The organism is Pedobacter borealis DSM 19626 (genome assembly GCF_000708285.2).
GTDB lineage: Bacteria > Bacteroidota > Bacteroidia > Sphingobacteriales > Sphingobacteriaceae > Pedobacter > Pedobacter borealis.
The window spans coordinates 21,785-34,749 of record NZ_JAUG01000032.1 but is presented as its reverse complement, the minus strand read 5'-3'; the positions used below and the strand labels follow the sequence as shown (position 1 = coordinate 34,749).

9 protein-coding genes and 1 pseudogene are annotated in these 12,965 nt (G+C 37.4%); 2 read left to right on the top strand and 8 right to left on the bottom strand.

What is annotated here, in order from left to right:
• Positions 1-10: 10 nt before the first annotated feature.
• From AW17_RS25270 to AW17_RS10960, 6 genes and pseudogenes are all read right to left on the bottom strand, one after another.
• Positions 11-1,605, bottom strand: a pseudogene (locus AW17_RS25270) (DUF5000 domain-containing lipoprotein).
• On the bottom strand, positions 1,572-1,946 hold the full coding sequence (locus tag AW17_RS25265) for a glycoside hydrolase family 88 protein (protein WP_051691766.1): 375 nt from the start codon (positions 1,944-1,946) through the stop codon (positions 1,572-1,574). Before AW17_RS25265 ends, AW17_RS25270 begins: the two are co-directional and overlap by 34 nt.
• Complete coding sequence (locus AW17_RS10970; protein WP_245235046.1) at positions 1,946-3,379, bottom strand: family 43 glycosylhydrolase; 1,434 nt, start codon at positions 3,377-3,379, stop codon at positions 1,946-1,948. Before AW17_RS10970 ends, AW17_RS25265 begins: the two co-directional genes overlap by 1 nt.
• Complete coding sequence (locus AW17_RS24905; RefSeq protein WP_245235045.1) at positions 3,337-4,116, bottom strand: glycoside hydrolase family 43 protein; 780 nt, start codon at positions 4,114-4,116, stop codon at positions 3,337-3,339. Before AW17_RS24905 ends, AW17_RS10970 begins: the two co-directional genes overlap by 43 nt.
• Positions 4,117-4,131: 15 nt before the next feature.
• Positions 4,132-5,397, bottom strand: a complete 1,266-nt coding sequence (locus AW17_RS10965; protein WP_051691765.1) for a BNR repeat-containing protein — start codon at positions 5,395-5,397, stop codon at positions 4,132-4,134.
• A 201-nt stretch (positions 5,398-5,598) separates the two neighbouring features.
• On the bottom strand, positions 5,599-9,597 hold the full coding sequence (locus tag AW17_RS10960) for a hybrid sensor histidine kinase/response regulator transcription factor (RefSeq protein ID WP_051691764.1): 3,999 nt from the start codon (positions 9,595-9,597) through the stop codon (positions 5,599-5,601).
• 342 nt (positions 9,598-9,939) lie between these two features.
• Between AW17_RS10960 and AW17_RS10955 the strand changes: the two genes are divergently transcribed.
• Positions 9,940-10,122: a hypothetical protein gene (locus AW17_RS10955; protein ID WP_029276325.1), complete on the top strand. Its 183-nt coding sequence runs from the start codon at positions 9,940-9,942 to the stop codon at positions 10,120-10,122.
• 512 nt (positions 10,123-10,634) lie between these two features.
• Here AW17_RS10955 and AW17_RS10950 read toward each other — a convergent pair.
• Positions 10,635-10,916 carry an Rdx family protein gene (locus AW17_RS10950; RefSeq protein ID WP_029276323.1) on the bottom strand — a complete coding sequence of 94 codons (282 nt, stop codon included), beginning with the start codon at positions 10,914-10,916 and terminating at the stop codon, positions 10,635-10,637.
• A 463-nt stretch (positions 10,917-11,379) separates the two neighbouring features.
• On the opposite strand from AW17_RS10950, the gene AW17_RS10945 reads away from it, so the two are divergent.
• Positions 11,380-11,799 carry an SRPBCC domain-containing protein gene (locus tag AW17_RS10945; protein ID WP_029276322.1) on the top strand — a complete coding sequence of 140 codons (420 nt, stop codon included), beginning with the start codon at positions 11,380-11,382 and terminating at the stop codon, positions 11,797-11,799.
• A 53-nt stretch (positions 11,800-11,852) separates the two neighbouring features.
• Here AW17_RS10945 and AW17_RS10940 read toward each other — a convergent pair whose 3' ends face one another.
• Positions 11,853-12,962 (bottom strand): PepSY-associated TM helix domain-containing protein, encoded by a 1,110-nt coding sequence (locus AW17_RS10940; RefSeq protein WP_051691763.1) that lies wholly within the window; start codon positions 12,960-12,962, stop codon positions 11,853-11,855.
• Positions 12,963-12,965 lie beyond the last annotated feature (3 nt).

Sequence of the window (12,965 nt, the reverse complement as noted above, 5' to 3'; positions counted from 1 at the left end):
GTTATTGCCTCTATCTTGGGTCTCCATAAAGTTGAACCTCTGATACACTCATAAATGTGTTACCCTGCCAATTATTAATAGATTTTATGCGGATATACCTTACTTTTTTAAGGCCTACAGCAAAATTGTAGCTTATGCCGGCATTTGCAAAAGCATAATCTCACTTGTTTGCACACCATAAGCACTTTTAGAAGGTTTTTGAGAGCTGTATTTACCCAACATTACCCAGTTATTAAAACTTCCGTCAGCAGGTGGGTTATCGGTACCCCAGATTTCAAAATCTTTTAAGTTGCCACCGTAATAATAGGTACGGCCAGCATTAAGGTATTCGGGATAATTCCAAACCACAATACGGCTAAGCGTGGCAATTTTACCCAGATCAAAAGTTACCCATTGCGGCGTTAATACTGTGGTTTTGGTTAAGCATACACTAGGCCAATCGATAATGTTTCCGTCCCACATTTTAGCTACACCCGTGTTTGAATATTCTTGAGGAGTATCTGTTGGCAAAATTACTTCTTTATAGGTCGATTTAGATAAAACCGTTTCGTAAAGTGGCTTTAATGTAGTAAAAAGCGTATCGCTATAGTTTAACCACCGATCTCTAATGGTTATGGCAAATTTTTGGCTTAAAGTGTCTAAGCCCCTAACGGATTGATCGATATCTATAGCGGCGGTATAAATATTTTTTGATGTTGATATATATTTACCTTTCGATAAAACCAAAACCTCTATGGCCAGATCGGCTTTTGATGGGTTAGTGCCTTTAAAGTTTAATCCCGCCAAAGCTTTTAAACTTCTGTAAACACCCCAAATTGGGTTTTCCAGTGGTTTAACCTTAACAATAACAGGTTCTGAAGCGGTTTCACTTCTGTTTACACTATATACTTTCACCTCATGCTCATTGGTATCTCCAAATCCTTCTACCAATAAACTATTGCCATAATAAGAAGTTTTCACTTCCATTTGTTGGCCGTTGGCTAAATTGTATACAGCTTTTATATACAATAAATCTTTATCGCTAGGTAAGCTGAAGGTAATGGTTGCATTGCCTGCACCATTGGTAACGGAAACATTGGACACTTTTCCGGGAGGATTGGTATTTTTTTCCAATGGAACAATTTCTTCTTCCTTGCAACTCGAAAAGGCTACTGCTAAACCAAACAGCAACACAAGCAGGTTTCTATTCATGTACTTACTTAGGTATTCGTTCCAATGTAGATCGTTAAGGGGCAGATCTTTTAACACTTTCGCTAAACCTGCAAACACCCAACCATCGCCTCTTGCCCAAAAATCTTTTTTGCCGTTTACACTTTTATGCTTCGGATAAACGTATTTGGCATCCCGGTAATAAAGTTTTTCCTTTTTATCGTACATAATGCTATTCGAATACATAAAATATTCGTACAGCTTATCGAGGTATTTTTGGTCTCCACTTACTTTATAAAGTTTGGTCATAACAGGCATTACCATGTACAAACCATCGGCCCACCACCAATAGTCGTTATTGGGTGTGCTCATTTCATATTGCATTACCTTTTTTGCCCTTGCAATTTTATATTCTTCGGGTTTTAAGTGGTATAGGTTTGAAAGCAGATCTGCCAATCGCCAAACAGCACATGCTCATCTGTTTCGCCATATTTATATTTCCAGTTGGATTTATCAGTTGATTTTGCGCCCATCCATTTGTTATAAACGGCCCAATCTTCTGAATATTTACGGTAAGCTTCGTTCTTGGTAATTCCATAAACCTCCATATTTCCGGTATGGTAAGCAGCATGATCCCAAAAAGCACGTACTTCGGGTTTATTGGTGCCTTGCCAATAGGTATTTGCGCGGTTGATCATTTCGAGCACTTCCTCTTTTGAAGTTGAAGTTTGCGCATTTACAGCTGTGCTGCTAAAAAACAACAATAAGAAAAGCACTTGATACAATTTTAAATTCATTAGTGTATTGGTTTAATGCCGTTTACCGTTGGTATTACAGGTTTAATGGTTCCATCAGTATTAAATTCCATTTTATCGATACAAACCTCGCGGTTGTAGCCTGCAGCACTCCCCATTGAGATTCCTTTTGGTCGGGTAAAACGATGGTAAACCATATACCATTCATCTTTTCCCTTAACTTTGATTACACTATTATGCCCTGTTCCGTAAATACCTTGTGTTACATCTTTTGCCAAAATCAGGTTATTTTCCGGAATGGTTATTTTTCCTATAGGCGAATCAGAAAAGCCATAACGTACCCGATAATTTTCGCTCCGTGTATCATCTTCAGACCATAAAAAGTAATACTTTCCATTACGATAAAAAACTTCGGTACCTTCTCTAAAACCGTTGTTTGGTGTAATAACTTTAATCTCATTGGTATCAATCGAAACCATATCTTCATTTAATGGTGCAACGGCCATATACCCATTTCCCCAATACAGATAACTTTTGTTGGTTTTAGGATCATTAAATACATCAGGATCGATCTCCTGACCACCTTTTATTCCTTTTGGTTTGCTTGAAATCAAAGCCTTACCACTATCCTTAAACGGACCGACCGGATGATCAGCAACAGCAACTCCAATTTTCTGTGCTGCTGTGAAATAATAGAAATACTTATAAGCGCCGTTTACTTTCTTTTCGATAATGGTAGGTGCCCAGGCATTCTTTTTCGCCCATGAAACATCTTTTTCAAGGTCTAATATTTTACCTTCATCTTTCCAGTTAACGAGATCAGTTGATGAAAAACTTTTAAAATAGGTACCACTCCAGTTGTTAAAACCATCGCTGGTTGGATAGATGTAATATTTGCCTGTTTTATTGGAATATAAAATTTCCGGATCTGCGTAATAACCTTTTAAAACTGGGTTATTGGATACAGCAACACTTACCAAATAAGTTTTAAGTTGTTGATTGGCAATACTTACCTTAATTTTTACAGGGCCTTTAGTAAAATCTAATTTCCCTTTTGGTGCGATACCGATTTGATTAAAGGTATTAAACTGCGGATCAAAGGCTTTTAAATCTGTCCCATAATTTACAGGCAGATAAAGTTTTTGGTTCACGCTATCTAAAACAATATTATTTTGGTTGATTGCCTTATTCTGTGCGCTTTGCAAAACAGATTCGACAGTATACCAGTGATTGAGCAACCGGTTTAACTCTTGTTGATTAATAGGCAAAATAGTTCCGTGCCTTGGGTGAAAATCCATGGCAATACCTTGATCCACTACACTAAAATTTGCCAGATCTTTACTTTTGGTAAACTGATAGCGGCCTTTCATATATACATCGTACATCAGGATATATTCGTCGCTATGGTTCCGTTTAAAAACACCAGCTCCTTCTACAGCCTCTTTTGTTTGTTGTAAATATTTATCCTGCTGCACATAACCTGTGGTGAGTTGATGGGAAACTGCTTTTTTATGCCATTGCCATTTCCTTCTGTTTTAAAGAATAAATTGTATTTCCCTTTATCGTAAATAATGTCGCCATCAATACAAGAACCATTGGTTGGGCTAAAAAAGAGCTGTTTTGGGGCTGTTTCCAAATCTGTAAAATCTGCATTGGCGTAAGCATAATAAATTTTATCAGGCTCCTCGCCATGCTTCATCGACCAATAAACCATATATTTTTTGGCAGTTTTATCGTAAATGGTCTGTGGAGCCCAAACACGTAGCAGATTTTCGTTATTTGGGAAACGTTTTTGAATATTAACAACTGCCGATGTCCAATGGATCAGATCATTTGATTTAAGCAATACCATTGCCCTGTTCGAATTCCAGCCATTAGCCGAAACCATATCGGTAGCCACCATGTAAAAGGTTTTGCCATCTTCGCCACGCAAAATATGTGGATCGCGTATACCTCCGGTACTGCTGATTTTTTCGGAAGAAATGATTGGATTATTATTGTTTAAAGCCTTGTAATGGTAAGCATCGGTGCTCACCGCAAAACGGATCGCTTCTTCTGCTTTAGCGTTTCCGGTAAAATAGGCAAATAAATACGCCGTATTTTCTTTGGATACCTTAGCTGTTTTTTTGCTTTGTGCCTCTACCAGATTTATTGATAACAAGAACAAAACAGCAAGTAGAGAAAAGTTATATTTTATAATGGAATGTTTCATTTTAAGGTTAATTCATTATTTATTTTCTGGTTTCCAATCCAGGGTCTGCACTATTGTGGGTGGCTGGTTAGCCTTTCCTTCTCCATCTACCTGGGTAACATGCTGCAGAAACAGGCTCAAAATCCCTTTCCTTTTCCAAAGTTCGGTATCATAACTGGGTTCCCAATCGCCAAGGCTTTTTTGAGTAAGATCTTCAACCTTCCAATTTCCTGATCCGAGCTCACCATTCAAAGCAATTGAAACCTTATTACCTCGTTCAGCATCCCTAAACAACAATCCCGCAGCATAATATTTTCCATTTGGCCAAACGATAATCTGCGGGCGCGAAATCGGAATCTGTTTGGTACCTCCTCCACTTAAACTAAAAGCTGTTTTTCTAAAGTTAAGGTTGCTTACTTCCCAATGGTCGTCTGTTTTAAAAACCAGGTGATATTGTGGTATGGTTTCGTTCGTATCACGCCAATAACCTGCAATAAATACCTTGCCTTTGGCATCGGCAAACATCGATATCTGGTTAATCAGCTCGCTTTTTTGCGGAATTTTAAGTGCATATTCTGCATTAGCGGCAGTAATGGGAAGACTGTATTTTTCATTGGTAGATTTTAACCAGGTTAAACCTCCATCGGTTGATTTGGCATAACATAAATCATGGTTACTGGCTACATCAGGGCTTTCGCGCCACACCCACGATAAATGGATGGTTCCAACCTGATCTATAGCTACCTGCCAATATGCATTTCGCTGTCCTTCGCCATCAATCATCCCATCCTGTACACGTGTCCATTTTTTGGTCTTCAGATTATAATGGTTTATCATCAGGTTTCCGTTTCCAGAGCCACCATCGCGGTAAAAAAACAAGAGATCGCCGTTTGCCAGCTTATAAAACTCAGGATAACTGACTTTATTTTCCTTTACAGAAAGCATAACTTTTTTATTCCCTAAGGTTAATGAACCTGCTGAAACTGATTTGGCATAGTTTAGATTGTTATTATGCTGGCCCCAGGCAATATGAAGGAAACCATCACCATCTACCATAATGCTAATTGATTTATGAGCGTCGGTGGCATCGCCTTTATAGGGCGTGGTAACTAATATCCAACGGGTTGAGCCGATTTTGCGTTTGGCCAACACCACATTTTGTTCTTGATCATAATAAGCAGCATACTGGCTATCTTTAAAGCTGATTAACGAATTTTTACGGAAAATAACAGTATTTACCGAGTTGTTTGCCCAGCCGTTACTGGCAATGGTACTCAGTTGTGTTTCTTGTGCAACACTCATCAGATTGATACCGATGAATGTGCAGATTAGAAATATACTTTTATTTAGGGATTGATACATTATACGTTTTAGGCTGCTCGGTTTCTTACATTTGGTGAAGCCGAAGTACCGAAATTTTTAAGCTTTACACAGGGGGTTAAATCATACTTTGCAGGGGGCGTTTTAAGATAAACGCCTTTAAAAGCCAAAATAACGTAACTTTTATGTTGTGGCATTAATATTATAGTATTTATGAAAACTTTTCCGGTGTTTCTTTATAAATTCTGACGGCGTTAATTTAAACAGCTTCTGAAACTGTTCTCTAAAGTATTTACTGTCATTTATACCTACCCTAAAGGCAGCTTCGTTAATATTTAAATTGGTATTGATTAACAATTCGGCAGCCTTTCTGAGTCTGATAAAACGGATAAAACCATTTATAGACTGACCTGAAGTGGCCTTGATCTTTTTATAGAGATTAGAATGGCTCATTCCAAGATCAGATGCCAGTGTTTTTACGTTAAAACTGTCTTCCATCAGGTTTTCTTCTATAATGGTAATGCACTTTTGAAGAAAGCCCTTATCCTCATGAGATACTTTATGGGCATCACTCTTCAAGGTTATTTCATTGTAGAAATAAGACTGAAGATTGGTCCTGTTTTTTATAATGCTATTAATTTTGGCTGTAAAAAGCTCTTTATCGAAGGGTTTACTGATAAAATCATAGGCACCAACTTCGATTCCCTTAAGTTTTACCTCCGGACTAGGGTCGCCGGTTAACAGAATTACCGGAATATGACTCAAGGCAGAATCCTCCTTAATCGCCTTACAGAGTTCGATACCGTTAAGGCCATCCATGTTTACATCAGATATTACGATATCAGGCAAATATTCTTTACAGAGTTTCAGCCCATCTGTACCATTTTCGGCCTTGTAAATTTTGAAATTATCCTGAAAAATATGCTTGATGTAATCAATAATTTCGGCGTTGTCGTCAATAACCAAAATCGAGTGTAAATCAGAAATGAGCAATTCGAGGTTGCCCACATTCTCGGCATCGTTATTTTCTGCTTCTTCCTCTTGCGCAATAAGCTCATTTACATAGGTTAATTCGTTTTGGAAAACACCACTTTGCTGTTGCAAGTTTGGTTCTCCTACTGGAATATCGATCAAAAATATGGTACCCATCTCCTGATTGGAGCGGAATGAAATTTTCCCTTTATGCAATTCAACAAAGTTTTTGGCCAGGTAAAGACCTATACCGAAACCCATCTTCAGCGATTCGTTCGACATTACCTTATAAAATTTATCGAATAACTTTTCACCCACATGCGCCGGTATGCCCGGACCACTGTCGCTCACCTCAATCTGCACCCGCATACCAAGGGTTTTAACACTAAATTTCACAAAACCGCCTTTCGGGGTGAATTTAAGTGCATTAGAGAGCAGGTTAAAGAAAACGATTTCGAGTTTGTCTTTATCTGCATAAATATCCAGGTCTTCTTCCTCGCACTCAAAAGTATATTCGATATGGTTCTGCTTTGCCAAATAATTAAAGCAGAGGAAAATCTCGTTGGTAAATTTGTAGAGGTTGATCCTTACAATCTTCAAGGCGTCGTTCTCACTTTCCGTTTTTCTAAACAGCAATAACTGATCTACCAGGCTTAACAAACGCCTCGAATTACGGTAAACAATATTTAAATCGTTCTTTTCTTGCCCTGGGTCTTTCTTATGGATAATATCTTTAATCGGATTAACAATTAGGGTTAACGGCGTTCTCAGCTCGTGCGAAATATTGGTAAAGAAATTCAGTTTTTTCTCATTCAGATCCTTTTCACGCTCCATCTTAAGGTTGGTAATTTCTACCTCGTGTTTTAATCTTCTCTGGCGGTTACGATAGGTTTGAAAAAGATAAAATAGGGAAGATCCTATAATAAGGTAAATGGCATAGGCCCACCAGGTGCGGTACCAAGGGGGTAAAATCTTAATTATTACAATCTTTTCATTGTTGCTCCAGGCGCCTTCGGTATCGGTACTTTTAATGTGCAGTTTATACTCACCTTCATTTAACCTGGAATAATAGGCTGTGCTTAATTTGTTCACATAATTCCAGTCTCTATCCCAACCTTCGAGGTAATAGGCGTAAGAAATCTGATCCTGAAAAGAGAATTCTATTGCTGCATAATCGATAGAAATCACCGCAGCACTAAATGGGATTTCTATGCATGCTAAATTAACAACAGAGATATCGTTATAACCTGAATCCTGATCGAGCGGAATATTATTGATCCTAAAATCAGTCAGCACCATTTTTGGTATCCTTTTATTTTTCTTAATGCTATCGGGCGAAAACAAATTGAAGCCATCAATTCCACCAAACAAAAAGTTACCGTTTGCAAGTTTTAATGCAGCATTATAATTAAACTGATTGCTTTGTAAGCCATCGGTAGCATAATAGTTTTTAAAGCTTTGGTGTGCAACATCAAATTTTGATAAACCGTTATAAGTACTACACCATAAATTACCTTGAGCATCCTGAAGGATATTGAGCACCGAATTACTTGGTAAGCCATCGCTCTGGATATACCGCTTTATTTTTTTGGTTTCCGGATCAAAAAGCAATAAACCTCCACCTTCGGTGCCGATCCATATTTGATGATTAAAATCTTCCTGAATGGCCCTGATGGCAAAATTGATCTTCGTATATTTATGCTTTTTGTTTATTGGATCGATTTCGATCAGTTCGGTATAGTTCCCTGCCCAAAGTCTTCCTTTCGAATCCTGGAACAAGCTGTGGATATCCTTTAGGTTATGATCAAAAAGTTCAAATTTATCGGCAATTTTATTGTAACGATACAATGCACCACCTTTTGTAGTGCCTACCCAAATATTTTTTTGTTTGTCTTGATAAAGCTTCCAAATGTTAATGTCATCAACGCCTTTATAGTTATTGTAACAGTTATAGTGAACAAATTTCCCGGTTGTTTTATTAAAACGATCTATCCCGCCGCTAAAACTGGCCACCCAAACGTTGTGATCTGCATCGTTTAAAATACTGGTAACAAAATTACTGGTTAAAGAGTTTGGATCGCTGGTTTTGGCATAATTAGCAAAAGTATTTTGCTTTCTGTTCCAAACACTTAAACCACCTCCATCAGTCCCGATCCAAATGTTTTTGTTTTCATCTTCGCTAAAGGAGAGTACAAAATTGTTAATTAAGGAATTGTTTTTTAATGGATTATGTTTAATAGTGGTAAACTGCTCATTTTCTGGATCGATGATATTAACCCCACCACGTAAGGTTGCGATCCACTTTCTAGATTCGCTGTCTTCGTAAACCTGGGCGACAGAATTACTGCTCAGTAAGCCTTTTTCTTTTCCTGCAGATAGGTAATTTGTTTTTTGATTTTTTGTATTGTAAACAGCAATTCCTCCCCCATCAGTTGAAATCCAGAGTTTTTGTTGCCGATCAAACAATAAACTCATAATATTCTCATTGCTTAAATGCTGGTTAAACTTGGTGAGGCTACTATTGGCTTTATCAAACTGAAAAAGTCCGTGCTCTGTTCCAACCCAGAGTGTTTGGTTAGTGCCTTTGGTAATGCATGTTACTGAGCGTACGGCAGCAGTTACTAAACGGATTCTATGTTTATCATTATCGTATCTGCAAAGCCCCACATCTTTTATAAAAAGCCATAGGGTTTGTTGTTCATCAACATATAAAGCTTTTACAGTGAAATCCAAATTTTTGCCATATGGGATTCGTTTTGCAATGCTGCTATTCTTTTCGAGCATAAACAGGCCTTTTTCTTCAGTAGCTACATAAACAGCTAAAGCCTTACTTATTGCAATGGAATTAATAGCATAACTTACCTCATTTTTTCTTCCCTTGTCTAGATAAATCAATTGATGAAACTTGGAATCGGCATAATCATAATAAGAAACACCCTTTTGCGTACCTACCCAAACCTTGTTTTTCGCATCTCCATTCAGTACCGTAATGTGGTTATTTACTAATGAATGTTCATCTCCCCAGCCATTTCTAAAAACCTTAAAATGATAGCCATCGTAACGGTTTAATCCATCATAGGTACCCATCCACATAAACCCAAAATGATCCAGATACAAAGAGTTTACCACATTATTAGATAGGCCACTTTCTACCCCCAGATATTTAAGGCGAATAGTTGTAGACTGGGCAAAACAAATAACTGCACCCATCCATAAAAAAAATATGGAGCAAGCAGTTTTTTTCTGAATAAGGAACATAGAGAAACCGTACCGTGGTATGCATGGCAGGAAACGAATATACATATTTTCCTAAAACTCAGCTATCGGCTATTGTTTAGGATTAAATAGCAAAAACCGTAAGATTTCTCCTATATTAAAGACAGCTCTGTTCTATCTTGATGTTGTTCCACCTACATTTTAATAATTCAACCTACAACACCTACTTATTTACAGACCGAAACCGTAGTATTTATTATTACACATAAACGTGAAATGTATATTTTGAGACAAAAACCCTATCTAAAAAAAATATATTGGTTTATTTTTGTTACTATGACACATATTGATGCATTGACTCCCATCCATAAACTAGAACAACTGAAAGTTGGCGATCTTATTTCTGACACGTGGGGCAGTTCTGGCGCCATTAAAACTATTGAAGTTTTAAAAGGAAGAACTTCTTTAACCTACTATTTCAGAATCAAATCAGGCAAACTGATCTTGGCTTTAAGATAACAATTTACTAAAATCCTGTTCGCGACTGAAATAATCACGTAGTCTCCCAACTATAGATCAATTACTTAGAGCCTGTATAAATTTTATTATAAATGATTAGTATGTCAGTCTGTCCAAAGGACTCCTGTGGAGAGCCTAGTCGAAGACCCGTTTTTCGATATATTAAAAGCAATCGACTCCGCTACCATTAGCAGACCTCCATAGAAAGGTCGTCATTGCAAGGCAAGAAGATAACCGAATAATTGAGCTCATGAATGCCTTTAAAAACAACTGCAAAAATGAATAATCTTAATGCGCACGCTAGTAGCGATCGTTGTAAGATTGCTTCGTCGGCTGAAAAAGCCTTCTCGCAATGACGATTCCTCGCAGCTTACAATCCGCTAAAAATCCTTATGTCATTTATATTGATTTTTACAAAATAAATTACCCCTCAGTGTGACAAAAATGTTAGATAAGTAAAATAATTGTATCAAATTTAAACAGGCTCTTAGATTCCTAAATTTAAATGTTCGCTATTTAACATCAGAGTGGCCAAGGTTCATGTCTGGATTCACTTCATCACGAATAAGCTGTTTTAATTCTTTAATTTCAGGAAAGCGTTGCATCTGCTTTCTATCGAAAATTAGTTTCTCGCCAACATGAACAGTAAAAACGCCCGATGTTTCACTCGGAATTAAAGTTACCCCCTTTAGCTCATCAACAAAAGTGGTTAAAATTTCTTGCGCCATATAAGCCGAACGTAACATCCAGCCACATTTGGGGCAATAGGTTATATTAACAAGTGCTTTCTCCATTTTTATTTTTTTTACAAGGGTACAAAAAATATGGAGGGATGGAAAATGGAGATGTTAATGGCTGTAGAAACCAATTAAGCATCTGCAGCTGTGTCTCCTCTTTTGTTCTTTGTTGTAAAACAATCGTTATTAATTTCGGATTCAGCCAAACAATACTGAACAAAATGAACTAAACAAGTTCGTTACTTAAAATGTTGTTAAAAGAGAAAAGGGTAACTACATCCATGTTTACCCCTTTCAAATTACTCCCGTGTTAGCGGAATTATAACTACACCAATGAAGCAATTTTTGTTTGCTTCATCTAGATAATCATACACCTAAAGTCTGAAAAACAGATATAAAAATTACTGTTTTTTATTTTAGTTTTCTTTTAAATCCCTGCTCAAATCACCTCTAAATTTGTCTTTAATGACCACTTAAATTGTTGGTACGAGCAATTATTTTTATAAAAAATTAAAGCGCCATGGATTTTAAAAATACTTTAACTGCCAGTATTCAGATATATAAACCCATTAGTCTGGTTTGGAAAATATGGAATGAGCCCGAACATATTGCCAAGTGGAATACTCCATCAGACGAATGGATCAATAAGAAAATTGAAAATAACCTGGTAGTAGGAAGTGGTTTTTTATACGTTATGGCCAAAAAAGACGGAACCGAAAATTTTGACTTTAGCGGAACTTACACTGAAATTATAGCGCATGAGCGAATTGCTTATACATTAGATGATGAGCGGAAAAGCCTGATCACCTTTACAGGAAATAACCCCGTTACGCTTACCGAAATCTTTGAGCCCGTTGCAAGCCTTGATTTAACCATGCAACAGGAATTCTGTCAATCGGGACTGAACCAGCTTAAAGCATATGCTGAGCAGCTTAGTTAAATGACTTCAGGTTCTAATACAGAAGTGGTTTTACTGCAATTTAGATGCTCCAATTACTTTGAGGTAAGGATAGGTTTAGCTTTACTGGGCTTTTTCCTTTTCTTCCACCAGATGATAAAACCTGTAATCGGCAAACTCGCTGCAACCAAAGCCGCTAAAAAGGAAAGAATTTTATTCGGAAGGCCTAAAAGTCTGCCCGTATGCAGATCGTAATTGGTGGCTTCTATTAAATCGGCCCCGTTAAAATCTTTATACAGTTTAGCCCTGATCATTGTGCCTGTAGCTTCCTCATAAAAAAAGGTATTCTGGTTGCGTGCCCAGTGGTAGGGATAAATCATTCTTAACCGCAGTTCGCCTTTACCACGCAGCGAAAAACTAGTGGAAATAGCACCAGGGTATTTAATTTTAGCTTCAGTATAAATTTTATTGTAACGTACAGGTAGCGAATCGATGTGTGTAGGTTTGGCTAAAACGATGGCTTTTCCCTGCCCTAATTTGCTCCCGGTAAAAAAACTAGCCGCATTTTTCACCTCTTTAAAAGCAAAGTACAAACCACTCAAAGCAGTAACCAATAGCACAACAGATGCATAAAAGCCCAATACGTTGTGTAAATCGTAATTTAACCGTTTAAATGAAGCTTTTCTTTTAATCGTTAAAGATTGTTTTAATAACCGCATCTGGCCAGGAAACCAGAGTACAAGTCCTGTAATCAGCATTAGTACGAAAATAACCACCGACCATTGCATGATAAACTTTCCTGTTTTTCCTAGCAACAGGGAGGTATGGATATGCTCTACAACCTGAAGCCAATCTTCGCCACCTCTTTTTACCAAGGCGGCATTGTAAGGATTAAAATAGTAAACAATCCCCTTTTTAGTGGTAATTTCTACTGTTGCATTTGAAAACCCATCTTCAATTCTGATCAGCCTTAACTGGTCTTTGGGTGATAATTTTTCGAAAGTTGAAATGATATGATCTAAACCTACAAAAGGCTTCTGTTGAAGTTCTACGTAGCGGAAATCTTTTTGTGTAAAATCTCTGATTTCTTCTTCAAAGATATACAGCGCACCAGTTATACTAATAATAAATACCACCAGGCCAGTAGCCAGGCCGAGCCAGAGATGAATGTTCCTGATGGTATTTTTAAAATTCCTGTTCTTCATTGT

Coding starts and splice junctions, on each gene's coding strand:
- AW17_RS24905 (WP_245235045.1), bottom strand. CDS start 4,116: ATGAAACATTCCATTATAAAATATAACTTTTCTCTACTTGCTGTTTTG.
- AW17_RS10960 (WP_051691764.1), bottom strand. CDS start 9,597: ATGGGTGCAGTTATTTGTTTTGCCCAGTCTACAACTATTCGCCTTAAA.
- AW17_RS10945 (WP_029276322.1), top strand. CDS start 11,380: ATGGATTTTAAAAATACTTTAACTGCCAGTATTCAGATATATAAACCC.
- AW17_RS10950 (WP_029276323.1), bottom strand. CDS start 10,916: ATGGAGAAAGCACTTGTTAATATAACCTATTGCCCCAAATGTGGCTGG.
- AW17_RS10940 (WP_051691763.1), bottom strand. CDS start 12,962: ATGAAGAACAGGAATTTTAAAAATACCATCAGGAACATTCATCTCTGG.
- AW17_RS10955 (WP_029276325.1), top strand. CDS start 9,940: ATGACACATATTGATGCATTGACTCCCATCCATAAACTAGAACAACTG.
- AW17_RS25265 (WP_051691766.1), bottom strand. CDS start 1,946: ATGAATTTAAAATTGTATCAAGTGCTTTTCTTATTGTTGTTTTTTAGC.
- AW17_RS10965 (WP_051691765.1), bottom strand. CDS start 5,397: ATGAGTGTTGCACAAGAAACACAACTGAGTACCATTGCCAGTAACGGC.